This window comes from Kyrpidia spormannii, from assembly GCF_002804065.1.
GTDB lineage: Bacteria > Bacillota > Bacilli > Kyrpidiales > Kyrpidiaceae > Kyrpidia > Kyrpidia spormannii.
This window is the reverse complement of sequence record NZ_CP024955.1, coordinates 2279610-2300667: the sequence shown is the minus strand read 5'-3', so window position 1 is coordinate 2300667 and position 21058 is coordinate 2279610. Positions and strand designations below refer to the sequence as shown.

General features: G+C 59.5%; 17 protein-coding genes. All 17 read left to right on the top strand.

The features are described from left to right. Window positions 1-240 precede the first annotated feature (240 nt). Complete coding sequence (ltrA, locus tag CVV65_RS11540) at window positions 241-1425, top strand: group II intron reverse transcriptase/maturase (protein ID WP_100668257.1); 1185 nt, start codon at window positions 241-243, stop codon at window positions 1423-1425. A 100-nt stretch (window positions 1426-1525) separates the two neighbouring features. After that, window positions 1526-2980: an IS21 family transposase gene (gene istA, locus CVV65_RS11535; protein WP_157935348.1), complete on the top strand. Its 1455-nt coding sequence runs from the start codon at window positions 1526-1528 to the stop codon at window positions 2978-2980. A 15-nt stretch (window positions 2981-2995) separates the two neighbouring features. Next, a complete protein-coding gene (gene istB, locus CVV65_RS11530) occupies window positions 2996-3754 on the top strand; it encodes an IS21-like element helper ATPase IstB (protein WP_100666831.1) in 759 nt (252 codons plus the stop codon). Between the two features lie 423 nt (window positions 3755-4177). Next, entirely contained in the window at window positions 4178-4798 is a 621-nt protein-coding gene (locus tag CVV65_RS11525; protein WP_198592011.1) for a group II intron maturase-specific domain-containing protein, read from the top strand. A 474-nt stretch (window positions 4799-5272) separates the two neighbouring features. After that, the gene (gene ltrA, locus CVV65_RS11515) at window positions 5273-6685 is read left to right on the top strand and encodes a group II intron reverse transcriptase/maturase (RefSeq protein ID WP_198592010.1); all 1413 of its coding nucleotides are present in this window, start codon (window positions 5273-5275) and stop codon (window positions 6683-6685) included. A 204-nt stretch (window positions 6686-6889) separates the two neighbouring features. After that, entirely contained in the window at window positions 6890-7768 is an 879-nt protein-coding gene (locus CVV65_RS11510) for a hypothetical protein (protein WP_100668255.1), read from the top strand. Window positions 7769-7867: 99 nt separating this feature from the next. Further along, the gene (locus CVV65_RS11505) at window positions 7868-8761 is read left to right on the top strand and encodes an NAD(P)-dependent oxidoreductase (protein ID WP_232796601.1); all 894 of its coding nucleotides are present in this window, start codon (window positions 7868-7870) and stop codon (window positions 8759-8761) included. A gap of 147 nt (window positions 8762-8908) precedes the next feature. Next, the gene (locus CVV65_RS11500) at window positions 8909-10204 is read left to right on the top strand and encodes a homoserine dehydrogenase (protein ID WP_100668253.1); all 1296 of its coding nucleotides are present in this window, start codon (window positions 8909-8911) and stop codon (window positions 10202-10204) included. Window positions 10205-10259: 55 nt separating this feature from the next. Next, window positions 10260-11369, top strand: a complete 1110-nt coding sequence (gene proB, locus CVV65_RS11495; RefSeq protein WP_100668252.1) for a glutamate 5-kinase — start codon at window positions 10260-10262, stop codon at window positions 11367-11369. Continuing rightward, window positions 11360-12613 carry a glutamate-5-semialdehyde dehydrogenase gene (locus CVV65_RS11490; protein ID WP_407928357.1) on the top strand — a complete coding sequence of 418 codons (1254 nt, stop codon included), beginning with the start codon at window positions 11360-11362 and terminating at the stop codon, window positions 12611-12613. The genes proB and CVV65_RS11490 overlap by 10 nt, the downstream gene beginning before the upstream one ends. 78 nt (window positions 12614-12691) lie before the next feature. Beyond that, window positions 12692-13573: a prephenate dehydratase gene (gene pheA, locus CVV65_RS11485; protein WP_100668250.1), complete on the top strand. Its 882-nt coding sequence runs from the start codon at window positions 12692-12694 to the stop codon at window positions 13571-13573. A gap of 466 nt (window positions 13574-14039) precedes the next feature. Further along, window positions 14040-14945, top strand: a complete 906-nt coding sequence (gene ilvE, locus CVV65_RS11480) for a branched-chain-amino-acid transaminase (protein WP_013074975.1) — start codon at window positions 14040-14042, stop codon at window positions 14943-14945. A gap of 100 nt (window positions 14946-15045) precedes the next feature. Beyond that, window positions 15046-16713 (top strand): acetolactate synthase large subunit, encoded by a 1668-nt coding sequence (gene ilvB / locus CVV65_RS11475; RefSeq protein ID WP_232796784.1) that lies wholly within the window; start codon window positions 15046-15048, stop codon window positions 16711-16713. Beyond that, the gene (ilvN, locus tag CVV65_RS11470) at window positions 16710-17204 is read left to right on the top strand and encodes an acetolactate synthase small subunit (protein WP_100668248.1); all 495 of its coding nucleotides are present in this window, start codon (window positions 16710-16712) and stop codon (window positions 17202-17204) included. The genes ilvB and ilvN overlap by 4 nt, the downstream gene beginning before the upstream one ends. Window positions 17205-17273: 69 nt before the next feature. Next, the gene (locus tag CVV65_RS11465; RefSeq protein ID WP_100669456.1) at window positions 17274-18260 is read left to right on the top strand and encodes a ketol-acid reductoisomerase; all 987 of its coding nucleotides are present in this window, start codon (window positions 17274-17276) and stop codon (window positions 18258-18260) included. Continuing rightward, window positions 18257-19855 carry a 2-isopropylmalate synthase gene (locus tag CVV65_RS11460; protein WP_269148820.1) on the top strand — a complete coding sequence of 533 codons (1599 nt, stop codon included), beginning with the start codon at window positions 18257-18259 and terminating at the stop codon, window positions 19853-19855. The genes CVV65_RS11465 and CVV65_RS11460 overlap by 4 nt, the downstream gene beginning before the upstream one ends. Beyond that, the gene (leuB, locus tag CVV65_RS11455; RefSeq protein WP_100668246.1) at window positions 19848-20930 is read left to right on the top strand and encodes a 3-isopropylmalate dehydrogenase; all 1083 of its coding nucleotides are present in this window, start codon (window positions 19848-19850) and stop codon (window positions 20928-20930) included. The genes CVV65_RS11460 and leuB overlap by 8 nt, the downstream gene beginning before the upstream one ends. Window positions 20931-21058: the final 128 nt, after the last annotated feature.

Below are 21058 nucleotides of genomic sequence, written 5' to 3'. Positions count from 1 at the left end.
CCAGGCGGTGACCGGCATGAAGGCGGCGTGAACGCGGCACAGGCTTCGATTCGGAACGTGGGAACCTGCACTTCGATGCGAAGGGAAAACTCCAAGCGGAGGACCCGCAAGGACGAAAGTACCGATGCGAGGTGCAGGGGCGGAACAACCCGTAGTAGCGAGGAAGCTTTGTAATGGAAGTGGAGTGAAGGGGTTGTGTTATCCAGTTTTGTGCAGAGGTCAACCGCAAGGGAGGAGCCAATGGACAAAACAAAGCCGTACAAAATCTCTAAACATGTGGTGCTTGAGGCGTTCCGACGAGTCAAGGCGAACCGGGGAGCGGCTGGGGTAGACGAGGAAAGCCTAGGGCAGTTTGAGGCCAATTTGAAAAACAACCTCTACAAGATTTGGAACCGGATGTCCTCCGGCAGCTATTTTCCTCCACCAGTCAAGGCAGTGGAAATACCCAAGAAAAACGGAGGAACAAGGATTCTTGGAGTACCCACGGTGGCGGACCGCGTCGCACAAATGGTCGTGAAGATGTACTTCGAGCCCAAAGTGGAGCCATACTTCCATGAGGACTCTTATGGCTACCGGCCAGGGAAGTCGGCAGCGGACGCGCTTGCGGTCACCCGGCAAAGATGTTGGCGATACGACTGGGTACTGGAGTTTGACATCAAGGGGCTGTTTGACAACATCGACCACGAGCTGCTGATGAAGGCTGTTCGTAAACACACGGATAACCCATGGGTGATTCTGTACATTGAAAGATGGCTGAAGGCACCGTTTCAGTTGTCGGATGGGACCGTGGTGGAGCGAACGAAGGGTACGCCGCAAGGCGGTGTAATCAGCCCGGTGCTGGCTAATCTGTTTCTTCATTACGCGTTTGACAAATGGATGGACAAGAACCATCCGGACAAACCGTTTGCCCGGTATGCTGATGACGCGGTAGCACACTGTAATAGCCTGGAAGGTGCGCAGAAGCTACGAGCCAGCTTGGAAAAGCGGTTCAAAGAATGCGGGCTTGAACTCCATCCGACCAAAACGCGTATCGTCTATTGCAAAGATGACGATCGACGTAGGGAGCACCCGGAAACGAAATTTGATTTCCTGGGCTACACGTTTCGACCGCGAAGGTCCAAGAACAGATATGGCAAGCATTTCATCAACTTCACCCCAGCGGTAAGCAACAAGGCGAAGAAGGCCATGCGGCAGACGATTCACGATTGGCGCATGCATCTGAAGCCGGACAAGACCCTTGAGGATCTGTCCAGGATGTTCAATCCCGTCATTAGGGGCTGGATCCAATACTATGGGCGCTTCTACAAATCGGAACTGTACTCTGTGCTCCGGCACATGAACCGAGCTTTGGTTCGCTGGGTACGACGCAAATACAAGAAGTTTGCTAGCCACCAGCGGCGGGCGACACACTGGCTCGGGTGTTGATATACACTGAAAATGGACCCCAGATCGTCAGTGAAAATTGACCCCCACCAGATAGACTGGTACGCTCCTACTAATCTGAGTGGGAGCGGGGGAGAAAGGGTTGATCTCTATCGAGGATTGGACTGCGATTCGAGCACTCCATGCCCGCGGTGTCAGTATTAAGGCGATTGCGCGGCAACTGGGAATTTCGCGCAACACTGTGCGTCGTGCCTTGCGGGGAGACGATCCACCCAAGTATGTGCGAAAGAAGCCGTCGGCTCGGGCAACAGACCCATTCCTGGAGCACATTCGACAGATGTACGTGGAAAAACAATTGATCGGAACACGAATCTATGCGGAGTTGCAGAAGATGGGGTACCAAGGTTCACTTTCTGCGGTTCACCGGTGTCTGCAGCGGCTGAAGAAAGAACAGCCGCACACCGAAGTGCGGGTTCAGCGGATGGAGACGGCTCCAGGTGAACAAGCCCAGTTCGACTGGTCGGAGTACTCAGTAAAGATAGGAGGCAAGGAGGTCAAGGTATACGCGTACCGTTACATTCTCAGTTATAGTCGAATGCGATACACGCACTTTGCGCTGAATCAAACGCTGGAGACGGTCCTGGAAGCTCTGGAGTGCGGGATTCGCCACTTTGGCGGTGTGCCTGAGAGGGTGCTGATCGACAATGCCGGTCAAATGGTCGTGGATCATCGGCCGGATGGAGCTGTACGGTACCACCCGGAATTTCTCAAGGTCATGGGACTGTACCGGATGGACCCGTATGCATGCGCCCCGTACCGCGCCCAAACGAAGGGGAAAGTGGAACGGGCCTTCTATATGCTGGAACAGCATTTCCTCAAAGGGACGGAGTTCAAAGACTTTGAGGACCTCATTACCCAAGGGAAGTCCTTTGACGAATCGGAGAATCAGCGGGTGCACCGCCGGTTGGGACAAACCCCGTTGGAGCGGTTTGAGGCGGACCGGGCGGCTTTACGGCCCCTCCCCGAGCGCAGGTATGTCGACAGTGTGCGCGTCTTGCGCCGCGTCAGCAGAGACGGATACATCTCCGTCGATCACGTGGAATACTCGGTCCCGCCCTCCTACCTCGGCCGGGAGGTGTGGGTGACGCAACCCAGGGGGGCATATGTCGAGATGTACGGCCCAGACGGCACCTTCTTGTGTCGGCACGTCAAATCGAGAGACACCGGCTCGATCCACACGCTGCCCGAACACCAGGCGCCTCACCGGGAGCGTGTCTCGGTTCGTCAGCGATTCTGCGAGGTGTTTCCCAGCGGTGCGGCATTCTACCAAGGGCTCACCCGTCGGTATGCCCACAACGCTCGGTACCATGCCGCCCGCATCCTGGACATGCGCAGCACCTATAGCGACGAGTCTATTGAAATGGCCCTGAAGGAGGCCTTGGCTTACGGAGCCACGGACGAGAAGGTCGTGTTGAAACTGCTGGCCAACTACCCGACAAAACCGGCCGCCTCTTCGAGAAACGTCGAGGTCCAGGCGTTATCTCGGCGCGCCGACACCATTCGCCCGTTGTCCTACTACAGTCAACTGTTGCATTAACAAGGGGGAGTTCCCGTGACCGAAGATGCGATGGAGACCCTGAAACAACATCTCAAAACGCTCCAACTGCCGTATATGCGGGAGGTGGTGGAACGGGAAATTGAGAACGCGGTGAAAATGAAGCTGACTTACCAAGCTTTTCTCACGCGGCTCGTGGAAGCGGAAGTGTTGCAGAAGACCAACCGGTCCATTGCCACGAAGATTCATCTGGCGCGATTCCCGCGGATCTGTACATTGGAGGAGTTCGATTTCTCGTTTCAACCTTCGCTCCATGCCGCGGAGATTCGGGAATTGGGAGAACTCGGCTTTATCCACCGAAAAGAAAACGTTATTTTCCTAGGTCCTCCAGGGGTTGGAAAAACGCACTTAGCGATTGCCCTTGGGGTCAAAGCGTGCACGGCCAGACTCCGGGTCGCGTTTTTCACCGCCTCTGAACTGGCGGATCTCTTGTATGCCAGTTTAGCGGATCGTTCCACGCCCCAAAAGCTGGCGTCGCTGAGCCGCTACCACCTGCTGATCATCGACGAGTTGGGCTACATGCCCATGGACAAGCAACGGGCGAACCTCTTTTTCCAGCTCGTCAGCAAGCGCTATGAGACGGGATCAATCATCCTGACGACCAACATGCCTTTTGACGAGTGGGACAAGGTGTTTGGCGATACAATTGCTTCTGCCGCCATCATTGATCGTCTGGTGCATCACAGTCACATTTTTCACATTCAGGGTCACAGTTACCGGATGAAGGACAAGCTCAAGGCCGATGCCTCCGCCTAATCACCAGCCCGGCGGACTTGGTACCCCATGTTGTCCGTGCGTGTGCGACACGCACACGTGGCCGTTGTCCCCTAAGGGCCCCCCATCGGCCCGCAGCCGCGAGGTCAAGGGCGCCCTTGGGCGAGCGAAGCGTCCCTTGACGGAGCGGCCAGGGCCGATACACTCGGCCCGTTGGGACAACGGCCGACGACGATGAACCCTGAGTGACGACACGACATGGCAAGCAATGACTTCCGTTTTCTGAGGGGGGTCAAAATTCAGTGCCAAACCGGGGTCAATTCTACTTGACGATCAACATCGGGAAAATCGCCAGGCGTGAACCGAAACTGTTCGTGCATTGGCAAATGGGGATTTTACCTTAGGCTGGATAACGGGAGCCGGATGAGCTGAGAGGTTCACGTCCGGTTCTGAGAGGGCCTCGGGGTGAAACTCCCCGGGGCTACTCACCCCAACATCTACGTTCGAAGCAGACGGGCGGGGGAGAGAGTCCTGGCCAGTATCCGGAAATTCCTGCAGGAGCGGTTAAAACTCAAGCTTAACGAGCAGAAGAGCACGGTGGACCGACCGTGGAAACTCAAGTTTCTGGGGTTCAGCATGTACAAACGCAAAGCCGGGGAAATCCGGATTCGCCTGGCCAGGCAGTCGATCGACCGGGTCAAGACCAAGATCCGAGCCCTCACGGCGAGGAACCAACCGATCGCCATGGAGGAACGAATCCGACGGCTGAATACGTACTTGGGCGGCTGGATCGGATACTTTGCCCTGGCCGAAACGCCGAGCACATTCGAAGAAATCGAAGGATGGATCCGGCGGAGGCTGCGGATGTGTCTCTGGAAACAGTGGAAACGGGTGCGGACGCGATACCGTGAACTGCGCGCACTGGGGTTGCCGGAGTGGGTGGTACACCCATTCGCCAATGCCCGCAAAGGGCCGTGGCGAATGGCCCATGGGCCGATGAATCGAGCCCTGGACAACACCTACTGGCAGGCTCAAGGTCTGATGAGTTTAACCGAACGTTACCGAAGGCTTCGTCAAGCTTGGTGAACCGCCGGATGCGGACCCGCATGTCCGGTGGTGTGAGAGGACGGGGGCTAGCCGCCCCCTCCTACTCGATGTGCCCGGCATGGGCGTTGACTTGGTGGTGAAAGTCCACTGCAGGCGAGGCAGCACGAGTCTGCTAGCCAAAGGCAAGGGTGTCCGCTGCGAGGCGGAATCCGAAGGAAGCCGGAGGCAAACCCACGGTCCGATGAACAAGAACCTCATACGAGGCTGCGCCGTTCGGATGAGCTGGCGCAACACAGCGAAATCCAAGGCTGCCAAGGAGCGGTGGAGTATATGAGGCGGGCGCGGGGGGAAGGTCAGCGTTCTTACCCGGGGAGGCCTGCCGGACACGCCAGAGAAACTGGCAACCCGAACCGAGAGGTTCGGCTGAACCGGCAGGAGTCAGCAGAGGGCATAGTACTCCGGGGATCATGAACCTGAGAGGAAGGCCCGAACATCAAGTCAGAGGTGAGACCGGTGCGTTCGCGAGAAGGACGAAGACAGCCGAAAACCCTGAACAGGGACTGCCCACGGGAGGAAGTGGTGAAGCCACGGGGGATCGTGGGAGAGCCGAGCCCTTCTCCGGCACAAAGCGGAACCTCACCTCGCGGGGATCAAGGTGATAGCCTGATGGAGAAGGTGGTGGCCAGGGATAACATGCTGGCCGCCCTGAAGCGGGTGGAGCAGAACAAGGGTGCCCCCGGCGTGGACGGCATTCCCACGGAAAACCTCCGGGAACAGATCCGAGCCGAGTGGCCGCGCATCCGGGAAGAACTGCTCGCGGGGACCTACCGACCGCAGCCCGTGCGCCGGGTCGAAATCCCGAAACCCGGGGGAGGCCAGCGGATGCTGGGGATCCCCACCGTGATGGACCGCCTGATCCAACAGGCCCTCCTGCAAGTGCTGACGCCGATCTTTGACCCGGAATTTTCGGAGGCCAGCTACGGGTTCCGCCCCGGAAGAAGGGCCCACGACGCGGTCAAGAAGGCGAGGCAGTATGTGGAAGAAGGATACGAATGGGGCGTGGACATGGACCTGGAAAAGTTCTTTGACCGGGTGAATCATGACATCCTTATGGCCCGGGTAGCCCGGAAGGTCACGGACAAACGAGTGCTCAAGGTTATTCGCCGGTACCTCCAGGCAGGGATCATGGTGAACGGGGTGGTCATGGAAAGGGAGGAAGGGACGCCACAGGGCGGGCCGTTGAGTCCACTGTTGGCGAATATCCTTCTGGATGACCTGGATAAAGAACTGGAAAAGAGGGGCCACAGGTTCGTCCGGTATGCGGATGATGCCAACATCTACGTTCGAAGCAGACGGGCGGGGGAGAGAGTCCTGGCCAGTATCCGGAAATTCCTGCAGGAGCGGTTAAAACTCAAGCTTAACGAGCAGAAGAGCACGGTGGACCGACCGTGGAAACTCAAGTTTCTGGGGTTCAGCATGTACAAACGCAAAGCCGGGGAAATCCGGATTCGCCTGGCCAGGCAGTCGATCGACCGGGTCAAGACCAAGATCCGAGCCCTCACGGCGAGGAACCAACCGATCGCCATGGAGGAACGAATCCGACGGCTGAATACGTACTTGGGCGGCTGGATCGGATACTTTGCCCTGGCCGAAACGCCGAGCACATTCGAAGAAATCGAAGGATGGATCCGGCGGAGGCTGCGGATGTGTCTCTGGAAACAGTGGAAACGGGTGCGGACGCGATACCGTGAACTGCGCGCACTGGGGTTGCCGGAGTGGGTGGTACACCCATTCGCCAATGCCCGCAAAGGGCCGTGGCGAATGGCCCATGGGCCGATGAATCGAGCCCTGGACAACACCTACTGGCAGGCTCAAGGTCTGATGAGTTTAACCGAACGTTACCGAAGGCTTCGTCAAGCTTGGTGAACCGCCGGATGCGGACCCGCATGTCCGGTGGTGTGAGAGGACGGGGGCTAGCCGCCCCCTCCTACTCGATATCTGGGTGCTCAAAGGCCTCTGGGGGAGTGATCCGCCGGGATGGCGAACGAGCGGAATTGAAACCCCAGGGCGTGGATTCGTCCCTTCCCGGGCATAATACTTCCGAGTGTCGACCGAGGGAGGGATTGGCCGATGCAGGTGGTGTTGCGTCCGGAACTTCGAACCGCCGGTGGGGAATCATTGGGGATTTTTTTGTCCCACCGCTGGATAGGAGATGTATATCTCGTCTACCGAGAGGGGCATTTGCTGACCGGGACGATCCAGTTGGACAGCGGGAAATTACCCGATGATCAGGTTGACGCGGTGGTGAGTCACATTCAAGACTACGTGGCGGGCTTGGCCGGGGCGTTGGACATTGGCGACGCCACAGTGGTGATGATGTACGGAGATATCGATCCGGTCTTGGAAGGTCCAGCGACTTGGACTGGCCATCGCGAGGAAAATGAAGCACAACACGACTCCGCCCAAGACACTTCCGGGGCGAATCGCAAAGAGGCGCGCAAAGCCCCCGAAGGTGAAATTTTGAATGGGTCGGCCCCCGAAGATCAGGACGAACAATACGGAGACGAAGGCCCCGAATATGATCTGGATGGTTTTCAAACCTCGTCCCGGCGCGGGATCTCCGCCGACCCTTCCACGGAGTCCAACAAGGAATCCGCGAAAAACCGGCTGTCGGCCAATGATCGGTCGCCGAAACGCCGGCGTCGGAATCGGGGCCGCCGTCAAACTCTGCATCTCTCTCTCTATAAAGAAGAGGGAAGTCACACCAAATATCATCTTCATAACGGCCATCATGAGCCGATCGGCCTGGTGGCGGTGGATGAGTTGGATAACAGCGTGACGGGGCGGGTGGAATTCTGGCAGCCGCCGGGCAAGGCGATGACCAACCAAGTGGCGAGGTTATTAGCCAGAGAGTTTGCAGACGGCGACGTGCAGCGGGTCAGTTTTACGATGAACTACATGGATGAACATCTGGGAGATATGCACTTAGAAAAACAACCCCTCCATTAGTGCCCTTATGCGGCCGCACCGTTTATCCGCCGGGCGGCCGCGCTCTATGTTATAATGCGAGAAGAATAATCGCTAAGGGACAGGACTAGGATGGGGGGAATGATGCCCGTGCGGGTGGGGTTTGTCGGAGTGGGGACTATGGGAGCCCCCATGGCGCGCCGTCTGAAAGGAGCCGGATTTGAGACTCTTTTTTTTGCGCGCCGCCAGGCGGTCATCGAAACATTACAGGCAGAGGGGCTGCACTATGTCCAAAATGTGCGGGATTTGGCCGCCCAGACCGACGTGGTCTTGATGTGTTTGCCCGACGATGCCGTCGTAAACGAAGTGGGTTCGGTCGTTCTCTCTGCCATGAAAACCGGAGGGGTCGTGGTGGATCACAGCACGGTCAGCCCCTATACCTCCCGGAGGCTGGCGGCAGAAGCGCAAAGACAAGGGATTTCTTATCTCGATGCGCCGATCAGCGGCGGTCCGATGGGGGCCGAAGCGGGCACCCTTGCCATCATGGTGGGGGGAGAGGAAGAAGCTTTTCGCCGTTGCCATCCTTTGTTTGAGGCGATGGGCCGGCATATTTTTTACCTCGGCCCTAGCGGCGCGGGCAACATTGCTAAGCTTGTGAATCAGCTAATCATCGGGATCACGCAAGAAGCCCTGGTGGAGGGCTTTGTCCTGGGGAGCCGCATGGGCCTGGATCCCAAACTGCTGTATGACGTCTTGGCCGTATCCACCGGGGAGAGCGCAATGTTGCACCGGAGTGTACCGAATTGTATTTTACAGCGGGATTTTACTCCAAAATTCACTGTGGATTTGCTTTACAAGGATCTTCGCCTGGCCAATGACCTCGGCCGGGGTGAAGGGATTCGCCTTCTGGAAGGGGCTGTGGCCGAGCAAGTGTTTCGGGAGGCGGCTGCGGAGGGCCTCGGCTCGGAAGATATTTCCGCTTTGGTGAAACCACTGGAACGCCAGGCCGGGGTTGTCGTGGAAAAACGGTCGTGATCAGCGGTTCTTGGGGAAATGGAGGGTTCTTCCGGCGTTTCCCCCTTGGCGAATTCCGAGACTCGATATATAATGTCTACCGTGTATGGATGACTGTTCATTCACGGTAGACAAATGGATCGGCGCGTCCATGGGGGGATGAGGAAGATGAAACAGGATGTTGTACGTGTCGGCCTGATGGGGCTCGGGACGGTTGGCACGGGGGTGTACAAGGTGTTGCAGCGCAATGCGGAAGATATTGCGCTGCGGGCGGGCATCCCCGTGCGGATCGAGAAGATCGCGGTGCGCGATCCTGCGAAAGAGCGGACTGTGGACGTGCCGAAGGATCTCTTGACCACGGATGCAGACAGTTTAGTGGATGACCCCGACCTGGATATCATCGTCGAGGTCATGGGGGGCATGGACCATACCCTTGAGCTTTTGTTGCGGGCACTGCGCAACGGGAAGAGCGTCGTGACGGCCAACAAAGACTTGATCGCCGAGCACGGCCGGATCCTTCTGGAGACGGCGGAAGCGCACCGGTGTGATTTGCTGTTTGAGGCCAGCGTTGCGGGGGGAATTCCCATCGTTCGACCTTTGAAACAGTGTCTCGCAGGCAACCGGATTTCGGAAATCATGGGCATTATCAATGGGACCACCAATTATATTTTGACGAAAATGACCGAAGACGGCTTGGATTTTGCGACGGCCCTTCACCAAGCGCAGCAATTGGGGTACGCCGAAGCGGATCCGACGTCAGATGTGGAAGGATACGACGCGGCGCGGAAAATCGCGATTCTGGCGTCTCTGGCGTTCAATTCCTGGGTGGTGTTCCCGCAGGTGGATGTCACCGGAATTACCGAAGTGACAGACCGGGATATCCGATACGCCGGGGAGTTGGGGTACATCATCAAATTGTTGGCCGTTGCTAAACAGGACGAGGCGGAGGAGGCGATCGAGATCGCCGTACGGCCGACCTTGGTGCCCCGGGATCATCCCTTGGCCGCGGTGGGAGGTGCGTATAACGCGATTTTTGTCCGGGGGGACGCCATTGGCCAAGCGATGTTCCACGGCCTGGGGGCAGGGGAGTTGCCCACCGCCAGTGCGGTGGCCGGGGATGTGGTGGAAGCGGTGCGGAATCTCCGGGACGGGGTGCGGGGCCGAATGCTGTGTCCCTGCTATCGGCGGAAGACGATTAAACCCATCGAGGACACCCGTTCACGGTTTTATTTGCGGGCCCTGGTGGTGGACCGTCCAGGTGTGCTGGGCGCGGTTGCCACAGTACTCGGGCAGTACGGGGTCAGTATCGCCTCGATGTTGCAAAAGTCCTCCCAAGGAGATCTTGCGGAAATCGTCGTGGTTACACATTCGGTCCGCCAGGGGAATTTGATGGATGCGGTGGCCCGTTTGCGGGATCACGAAGTGGTGCATACGGTGCACGCGCCTTTGCACGTGGAACATTAGGCGTCTCGCGGGCTGGGGCAGTCCGGGGGGCCTCACGGATGGGTGGACGTCAATCATGCCTGGAACGGTCGTCGTAAAAATCGGCAGTAGCTCGTTGATGGAAGGGAATCACTTACACACCGGAAACATGGAGGCGGTGGCAGATCAACTGAGCGCATTGATGAAGGATGGGTGGAAGGCCGTTCTGGTCAGTTCCGGAGCGGTGGCGGCGGGGCGGATGCGCCTGGGTCTTCCGGCCGAGGGACTTACCATTCCCGAGAAGCAGGCTGCGGCCGCCGTGGGCCAGGGCGTCCTGATGCAAGCGTACGAGCGGATTTTTGAGCGGCGCGGGATCATTATCGCCCAGGTTCTGCTCACCCGGGACGTGATGGGGGAGCGTCGCAGGTATGTCCATGCCCGGAACACCCTCATGACCTTGTTGCATCATCGGGTTCTTCCCATTGTGAATGAAAACGACACCGTGGCGGTGGAGGAGATCCGCTTCGGGGACAACGATGCCCTGTCCGCCCAGGTGGCGGTGATGGTGGACGCAGATCTTCTGGTCCTGTTGACAGATACGGACGGGCTCTACACCGCCGACCCCCGGGTCGATGCCGGCGCGGTTCGGATTCCCAGGCTGGCGGAGATCACTCCGCAAATTTGGCGGGCGGCGGGCCGAACCCGCTCCCGGGTGGGTACCGGGGGCATGCGTTCGAAGCTGCAGGCGGCCCGAATTGCCTCTTCCACCGGGATTCCCACCGTTATCGCGTCGGCCAGGCGGTCCCGGGCCGTTCTCGACGCAGTGGAAGGCAAAGATGGGGGGACGTATGTCGAGCCGCAGCCCCACATCCGGGGACGGAAGCGGTGGATCGCTTATAGTTCCGCCCCCCGGGGTCGCCTCATCGTGGACGAAGGCGCGGTGCGGGCGCTCTGCCTGGACGGACGTAGTCTACTTGCTCCGGGACTGTTGGATGTTCAAGGGTCCTTCTCGGCCGGGGACGTGGTCAGCATTGTGGGACCGGACGGCCGGGAGATCGCCCGGGGCGTAGTGAACTACGACGCCAGGGATTTACAAAATGTCCGGGGATTACGCAGTCAGGATATCCGGGAGATGGGTGTGGCAGCCCGAAAACCGGAAGTGGTTCATCGGGACGATTTGGTGATCATGGAGGAGGGATGGAGGTGACCCTTGTCAAGGAATTGGCGCTTCGAGCCAAAGAGGCTTCGGGAAAAGTGGCGGCGGCGGGGCCGGAGGCGCGGCAAAAGGGCGTTTTGGCCATGGCCCGGGGACTGGAGGAGCACGTCTCGAAGATCCTCGCCGCCAATGAGGAGGACGTGGCGGCGGCTCGGGAGCGGGGAGTGAGGCCGGAACTGTTGGACCGGTTGCAACTGAGTGAGCGCCGGGTGGCGGAGATGGCCGAGGGTTTGCGCCAGGTTGCAGGTCTTCCCGACGTGATCGGTGAAGTGTTGGAGGCTTGGCAACAAAAAGACGGTCTTTGGATCGAAAAGGTGCGGGTGCCCTTCGGGGTGGTCGGCATGGTTTACGAGTCCCGGCCGAATGTGACGGCGGATGCGGCGGGTTTGGTGGTCAAAGCCGGGAGTGCGGCGATTCTCCGCGGGGGTTCCGACGCCCTCCATTCCAACCGCGCCATCGTCACGGTTTTGCGGGCGAGCCTTGAAACGGAGGGGATCCCTGCGGATGCGGTGATTTTGGTGGATGACCCCGATCGCCGGGCGGTGGATGAGCTTTTGACGGCAAAGGGGCTGGTGGACCTGGTGATCCCCCGGGGGGGCGCGGGGCTGATCCAACATGTCGTGGAGACGGCCACTGTCCCGGTGATCGAAACCGGGGTGGGCAACTGTCATCTGTACGTGGACCAGGCCGCCGACCTTGACATGGCTTCGGCCCTGACCATCAATGCGAAAACCCAGCGGCCCGGAGTGTGTAACGCCATTGAGACCCTGTTGGTTCACGAGGCCGTGGCGGACTCCTTCTTGCCCGGAATCGTGGCGTCCCTGCGGGAGCGGGGAGTGGAGGTCCGCGGCTGCCCGAGGACCAGGGCCGTGGTCCCCGATGTGGTGCCGGCCGGGGAGGAGGATTGGGTCACGGAATATCTCGGACTGATCCTGGCGGTTCGGGTGGTGCCGGATCTGCCGTCGGCCATCGAGCATATCAATCGCTACGGCACCCATCATTCCGAGTCGATCGTCACCGAAGACAAAGAGGCTGCGGAGCGCTTTCTTCGCGAAGTGGATGCGGCGGCGGTGTATCACAACGCGTCCACCCGCTTCACGGACGGATTCCAGTTCGGGTTCGGAGCGGAAATCGGCATCAGCACGCAGAAATTGCACGCCCGGGGACCCATGGGCCTCAAAGAATTGACCACGTACAAATACGTCATCCGGGGCAGGGGCCAGGTGCGCCCGTAACAGGCTGCTGGGAGGCCTGGCGTTGCTTCGAGAACGGTTGTTGGATTCTTGTGGAGAGGAGCCGGTACGATTTTCACAATGACAGCACAAACACAATTGGCCTTTCTCGGCCCGTCCGGGACCTTCACCGAGGAGGCGGCCCGGGTCATGTCCGGCGTTTTGGCTTCAGATCTCCCTGGAGAAGAATGGGTGGCCTGCGACACCATTGCGGATGTGCTCGACCTGACGGCTTCTGGAGCCACGGCCTTCGGGGTGGTGCCCATCGAGAATTCCTTGGAGGGATCCGTGAATATCACTTTGGACTGGTTGGCCCACGAAGGGGGACTGGTCATCGCGGCGGAGGCGGCCCTGCCCGTCTCCCACCACCTTCTAGCCCGTTCGGGGGTTTCGGGAGAGCAGATCGAGGGAATTGTCAGTCATCCCCAGGCCCTGGCCCAGTGTCGAGGATATCTTCGAAACCACTTTCCAGGGGTCCCTCAGTATGCGGCTGAAAGCACGGCCGCGGCGGCGGAACGGGTTATCCGGGATCCCGAGGATTTGGCGGCGATTGGAACCCGCTTAGCCGCCCGGATCTACGGTCTAGAAATCCTTGATAGTGAGATTCAAGACGAGGCCAACAATCGGACCCGATTTGTGTTGGTGGCCGCTGAATCCCGGTGGACCGAGGATCAGCAGCGGGAATTTTGTCGGCGGCACGGTTCCAGCAAGACGTCCGCCTTGATCACCCTCGGGGAAGACCATCCCGGCGCCTTATATGAGGTTTTGGCCTGTTTTGCCCGGGAACGGGTCAACCTGACCCGGATCGAATCCCGCCCCACCCGCCGAGGACTTGGTAGCTATCATTTTTTTGTGGACATGGAGGGACAGTGGTGGGATCCGGCGGTGATTCGGGCGGTGGAGGGGATTCATGAAACTGGGGCGGCGGTTCGGGACCTCGGGACGTATCCGGTCATCGCATAATCTTCACATAACCTTTAGAAGAAACCCTTGACACTCCTTTGTCCGACCTCTATAATCCGAGATAAATATTTCAATCGGTTGCCCCGTGCGGCGGCAACTCGACACGGTGAAGAAGAACACAGGCAATGACGGGGACAGGAAGACGCGGAGCTCTAAAGCCCAGAGAGTCGGGGTAGGTGAGAGCCCGGCCTTTATCTCCGATGTCCAGCTCACCCCTGAGCCTCTCGCCGAACGGCTTCCCCTGAGAGGGAGGTACCAGTAGGCGACGACGGCAGGCGGCGGCCGTTATCCCGCCGGAAGTCTCGTATTGTGAGAGACTTCACGAGGTCGTGCGTTGCGAAACGCCGACGAACCTGGGTGGTACCGCGAACAAAGCCTTTCGCCCCGGACCGTGCACCAAGTGTGCCGGGGGTGAAAGGCTTTTTCCGTTTTCCCCGATGGGGTAAGTGAGAAGGGAGAGAGAGCGGTGAGTGAAGGTCAACTCATCTACTTGAACGGGGAGTTCGTCGATCCCAAACGGGCGACGGTCTCGGTATTCGATCACGGATTTTTGTACGGAGACGGTATTTTTGAAGGGATTCGCGCGTACGGTGGGAACATCTTTCGCCTCCGCCAGCACATTGTACGGCTTTATGAGTCGGCCAAATCAATTTTGTTGCAGATTCCACTGACTTTTGAAGAGATGCAACAGGCAGTGGCGGAGACGGTGCGCAGGAATGGCCTGAAAGACGCGTATATCCGCCTGGTGGTCTCCCGGGGCCCCGGGGATTTAGGGCTCGACCCGCATAACTGCTCAGGCGCCAATGTCATCATCATCGCCGATCAGATTAAATTGTATCCGCAAGAATTTTATGATCAGGGCTTACGAGTGGTGACAGTGCCCACCCGGCGAAACAATCCGGATGCTCTCAATCCGAAAATCAAATCGTTAAACTATCTCAATAATATTTTAACCAAAATCGAAGCGAGCCGCGCCGGGGCTCTGGAGGCCTTGATTCTGAACCAGGATGGCTACGTTTGCGAAGCGTCGGGTGACAACGTGTTTATCGTGAAAAACGGGCGGGTTATCACTCCACCCACATATCTCGGGGCGTTGGAGGGGATCACGCGAAACGCGATCATCGAAATTTGCCAGCGGGAAGGCATCCCGGTGGCCGAAGAGCCCTTTACCCGGCACGATGTGTTTGTCGCCGATGAATGTTTTCTGACGGGCACCGCCGCGGAGTTGATCCCGGTGGTGGAGGTGGACGGCCGGGAAATCGGTCGGGGCGTCCCCGGGGAGATGACCAAGCGGTTGCTGGAGCATTTCCGGGCCCTGACTCGGGTGGACGGTTATCAGGTGTATCCCGAAGCCGCCTCCCATCAGGTCTAAAACCAAGACGACGGGGTTGAGGTGAAAGAGGATGGAAACGCAAAAGCTGGAGGTTGTGCCCGAACCTGAGGCCTCGGCCCCGGCGGCCGGCCCCAGGGTGATGACCGGGGCGGAGATGTTGGTGGAGTGTTTGAAACGGGAAGGCGTGGAGATCATGTTCGGGTACCCCGGCGGCGCGGTGCTGCCCATCTATGACGCGCTATATGGCTCCGGAATCAGGCATATCCTCACCCGGCATGAACAAGGAGCGGTTCACGCGGCAGAGGGGTATGCCCGGGTGACCGGGCGGCCCGGGGTGGTGCTCGCGACCTCCGGGCCGGGGGCCACGAACTTGGTGACGGGGATCGCCGATGCGTACATGGATTCCACTCCTCTGGTCTTGTTTACGGGCCAGGTGGCCACGGACCTCATTGGCAGCGATTCCTTCCAGGAAGCCGACATCATCGGGATCACCATGCCGATCACGAAACACAGTTATCAGGTGCGGGACGCCGCGGATATTCCCCGGGTGGTGCGGGAAGCGTTTCATATTGCCGCCACCGGCCGACCGGGGCCGGTGCTGATCGATGTGCCAAAGAATGTCGCCAACCAAAAGGCGGTGTTTGAGTGGCCCGAGCGCGTTTTTATCCGGGGCTACAACCCGACGTATACACCCAATCCCACCCAGTTGTCGAAAGTCACGGAGGCAATCCGGGAGTCCCGGCGGCCGCTACTGTACGTCGGCGGCGGCGTGGTCCATTCCGGGGCGGCTGAAGAGTTGCGGGAGTTTGCACACAAAACGGGCATTCCCGTGGTTTCCACCCTGATGGGACTGGGGGCGTTTCCTTCTGCCGATCCGCTGTTTGTCGGCATGCTGGGCATGCACGGGACCTTCGCGGCCAACCGGGCGGTGATGGAATGCGATCTACTCATCGCCGTGGGGGCGCGGTTTGACGACCGGGCCACGGGCAAGTTGGAACGATTTTCGCCGCATTCGAAAAAGGTGCACATCGACATCGACCCGGCGGAGATCGGGAAAAACGTGGCGGTGGACCTGCCTTTGGTGGGCGACGTGAAACGGGTATTGTCGGCCATGCTCCCCGAGGTGGGCCCGGTGGGGACCAAGGCCTGGATCGACCAGATCCGGGCCTGGGATGAACAGTGGCCCCTGGGCTACAAGGCCGAGCCGGGGGTGTTGAAACCCCAGCAGGTCCTGGAGATGCTGTGGGACGCGACCCGGGGCGAGGCGATCCTCACCACCGAGGTCGGACAACATCAGATGTGGGCGGCCCTGTTCTACCGGTTCAAGCGCCCCCGGCAGTGGGTCACCTCCGGAGGGCTCGGAACGATGGGTTTCGGATTTCCGGCGGCGATGGGGGTGCAGTTGGCAAAACCGGGTGAAACGGTCATCTGTGTGGCCGGGGACGCCAGCTTCCAGATGAATATCCAGGAGCTTCAGACGGTGGCGGAAAACGGCCTGCCGGTCAAAGTGGCAATTATCAACAACGGGTTTCTCGGCATGGTCCGGCAGTGGCAGCAGTTGTTCTACGACCGCCGCTACGCGGAGTCCCGGGTGGGAGCTCCGGATTTCGTGAAGGTGGCGGAGGCGTACGGGATCCGCGGCCTCCGGGCCCAGACGCCGGAGGAAGCCCGGGAAGCCATTCGGGAAATGCTCGCCCACCCCGGACCGGTTGTCGTCGATTTTGTCGTCCCTGAAGAAGAAAATGTCTTCCCGATGGTCCCTCCTGGGGCGGGCACCGATGAGATGATCGGGAGGTGGGATGATTGAAGCACGTTCTCTCGGTCCTGGTCAACGATCAACCGGGGGTGCTGGCCCGGGTTGCCGGATTGTTTTCCCGGCGAGGGTTCAACATCGAAAGCATCACCGTGGGCAACGCCGAGGAGGCAGGGCTGTCCCGCATGACCCTGGTCACCTCCGGCGATGAAAGAACGCTGGAACAGATTATGAAACAACTCCACAAATTGGTGGATGTCATCAAGGTGAACGACTTGACGGAAGAGCCCATGGTGGCCCGGGAGTTGGTCCTCATCAAAGTGGCGGCGACGGCGACCACTCGGCCGGAGATCACCCATCTCATTGAGCCCTTCCGGGCGGCTATCGTGGATGTGGGCCGGAACAGCCTGGTGGTCCAGGCCACCGGCGATATGGATAAAATCGACGCCTTGATCGAGCTCCTTCGCCCTTACGGCATCAAAGAGATCGCCCGAACCGGCGTGACCGCTTTGATGCGGGGCAGCTTGGTCAAAGTGCGAGTCTGACCGCTTCAAGAGCGGTAGCAAATCTCTTGATTCACATTCTTGTACAGATGGGAGCGAATCGTTTTGTCATTGAAAATCTACTATGAACAAGACGCGGATTTGAAATTGTTGGACGGGAAGACGGTTGCGGTGCTGGGTTACGGCAGTCAGGGCCACGCCCAAGCGCAAAACCTTCGCGACAGCGGCGTATCGGTGGTGGTGGGACTGCGTCCGGGCCGCTCCTGGAAGCAAGCCGAGGCGGACGGGTTTGAAGTCCTGTCTGTGGCCGAGGCCACCGAGCGGGCCGACCTGATCCAAATCCTCATCCCGGACGAGCGCCAGGCCCAGACCTATCGGGAGGAGATGCAGCCGAACCTGCGCAGTGGCCAGATGCTGATGTTCGCCCACGGATTCAATATTCATTTCGGCCAGATCGATCCTCCGGCGGACGTGGACGTGACCATGATCGCCCCGAAGGGCCCGGGACACCTCGTTCGGCGCACCTTCCAAGAAGGAACCGGGGTGCCGGCGCTGCTGGCGGTTCACCAGGACGCCTCCGGCAAGGCCAAAGAGATCGCCCTGGCTTTTGCCAAAGGCATCGGGGCGACCCGGGCCGGGGTGATCGAGACCACTTTCAAAGAAGAAACCGAGACCGACCTGTTTGGCGAACAGGCGGTACTGTGCGGCGGAGTCTCCAACCTGATCAAAGCCGGTTTCGAGACCCTCGTCGAAGCGGGATACAAACCCGAGATCGCCTTTTTCGAGTGTCTGCACGAGATGAAACTGATCGTGGATCTCATGTATGAGGGCGGGTTATCCCGGATGCGGTACTCCATCAGCGATACGGCGGAGTTCGGGGATTACCGGAGCGGGCCCCGGATTATCACCGAGGAGACCCGGGCCGAGATGCGAAAAATCCTCGCAGAGATTCAAAGTGGGCAATTCGCCCGGGAATGGATTCTGGAGAACCAGGCCAACCGGCCGTTCTTCAACGCCAGGCGGAAAGCGGAGCAGAATCATCCCATCGAAGTGGTGGGCGGAAAACTGCGGGAAATGATGACTTGGATTAAAAAATGACCTCCGCTCGTTACAGAGCGGTACACACGCGGGAGGTGGCACACATGCGGACCATCGAGGTGTTCGACACCACGCTGCGGGACGGCGAACAATCCCCGGGAATTAACCTCAGCCGGGAGGAGAAATTGGAGATCGCGCGTCAGTTGGGCCGTCTCGGCGTGGATGTCATCGAAGCCGGATTCGCGGCGGCGTCGCCGGGCGACTTTGAGTCCGTGGCGGAAATTGCCCGGGAGGTGCGCGGGTTGACCGTGTGCAGTTTGGCCCGCAGTGTCCAGTCGGATATCGACAGGGCGTATGAAGCCCTGCGGGATGCCGAAGACCCGCGAATTCACGTCTTTCTGGCAACCTCGGACATCCATCTTCAGCACAAGCTGAGATTGACCCGGGAACAAGTTTTGGAGCAGATCGACGCCGCCGTTCGCTATGCGGTCAAGTATATGAGCAACGTGGAATTCTCCGCTGAAGATGCGGGGAGGACGGACATCGACTTTCTCTGCCAAGTAGCCGAGGTGGCCATCCGGGCCGGGGCCAAGGTGTTCAATGTCCCGGATACAGTGGGTTATCTAACGCCCCAGGAGTACGCGGGAAAGATCCGGGCTTTGCGGGAGCGGGTGCCAGGGATCGAAAAGATCAAGCTGTCCAGCCATTGCCACGACGATCTGGGGATGGCGGTCTCGAACACCCTGGCGGGCATCGAGGCGGGAATCACTCAAGTGGAGGTCACGATCAACGGCATCGGAGAGCGGGCGGGCAACGCCTCTTTAGAAGAGGTAGTCATGGCTTTGGCGACCCGGCAGGATTTCTACCAGGCGAAAACGAACATTGTGCTCAATCAGATCTACCGCACCAGCCGACTGGTGAGTAAACTCACAGGATTCGTGGTGCCGCCGAACAAAGCCATCGTCGGGGCGAACGCCTTTGCGCACGAATCCGGCATTCACCAGGACGGGGTACTGAAAGAGAAGCTGACCTACGAGATTATGAAACCCGAAACGATCGGGGTGGCGGAAAGCAAACTGGTGCTCGGCAAACACTCCGGGCGCCACGCCTTCCGGGAAAAGCTGACGGAGATGGGCTATCAGCTCTCGGATGAAGAGGTCAATGAGTTGTTTAAACGTTTCAAAGACCTGTGTGACAAAAAGAAAACAGTGACCGACGACGACATCGCCGCTTTGGTGGACGACAGTCATACCGTTGAACGCTCGGACCTCTATCAACTGGAGTACCTGCACATCTCCGCCGGCAACACCGCCGTTCCCACGGCGACGCTCCGGGTGCGGCTGGCGGACGGGACCGTGGTGGAAGAAGCCGCGGTGGGCAACGGCGCCGTGGACGCTATTTATCAAGCTATCGACCGGGTGACGGGGGGAGCGACTGAACTGGTGAGTTATCAGATTCAATCGGTCACCGGTGGCCGGGATGCCCTCGGCGAGGTGCGGGTCCAGGTGCGGCAGGGTGAAGCCGTGGTGAGCGGCCGGGGTGTGAGCACCGATGTATTGGAAGCCAGTGCGAAAGCCTACCTGGATGCTGTGAATCGGTTGGCGGCGGGGCAGGGGCGGTCTGCGGGAGCAGCCCGGGTGAAAGCGGGTGTCTGAAAAGGTCTATCGCCTTGTCCTGCTGCCTGGAGACGGAATCGGACCCGAGGTGGTTCAGGCAGGGCGGCGGCTCATCGAAGCCGTCGCCGGGGCCTTGGGTCACGAGGTGATCTTTGAGGAACACGCCATCGGCGGGGCGGCCATTGAAGCCTTTGGAGAGCCGCTGCCCGAGGGCACATTGAAAGCCGCCCGGGAAGCCGACGCCGTGCTCCTCGGTGCTGTGGGAGGCCCCAAGTGGGATCGGCTGGGGGGCGATCGGCGCCCCGAGGCGGGCCTGCTCGGGATTCGGAAAGCTCTCGGCGTTTATGCAAACCTGCGTCCGGTGCGGGCTTATACGCCCCTTCTCGGCGCCTCCCCTCTTCGCCGGGAAAAGGTGGAGGGGGTGGATCTCCTGATCGTCCGGGAGCTGACGGGCGGACTGTATTTTGGCCCGAAACGCCGGGAGCCCATCGACGGCGGCACGCGGGTGGTGGACGAGCTGGTGTATACCACGGCGGAAATCGAGCGTATCGTCCGCCTGGGCTTTGACGCCGCCCGGAAAGCGGGAAAAGCGCTGACTTCCGTTGACAAGGCCAATGTGCTCGAAAGCTCTCGCCACTGGCGGGAAGTGGTGGAGCGGGTGGCAACAGACTACCCCGATGTGGCCTTTGGCCATATGCTGGTGGATAACTGCGCCATGCAATTGGTTCGCAGTCCGAACCAGTTCGGGGTCATTGTCACGGAAAACATGTTTGGCGATATTCTCAGCGACGAAGCGGCGGTGCTCACCGGCTCTATCGGGATGTTGCCCTCCGCCAGCCTCGGCGATGGGCCAGGACTGTACGAGCCTGTTCACGGTTCGGCGCCGGATATCGCCGGGCAGGGTCTCGCGAACCCTCTGGGGACGATGCTCTCTGTCGGGCTGATGTATCGTTTTAGCCTGAATGAACCCAGGGCGGATCAGGCCATCGTCCGAGCGGTAGATCGTGTGCTGGAGGAAGGGTATCGAACGGCCGACTTGGCGGGCCCGGGGGATCGCATCAGCCGGACGGAGGAGATCACCGAGGCCGTTCTCGAAAGGTTGGAACTCGAGTAAACCGGTTTGAGAAGCAGTGGAGTCTGGCGGAACGTGCCTGGGAGGGATTTCCCCCGGGCGCTTTTCGTGTACAATGGGATGTGTATCTCGAAGGAGAAAACCTCACAGGCTTCAGGGAACGGGTGAGG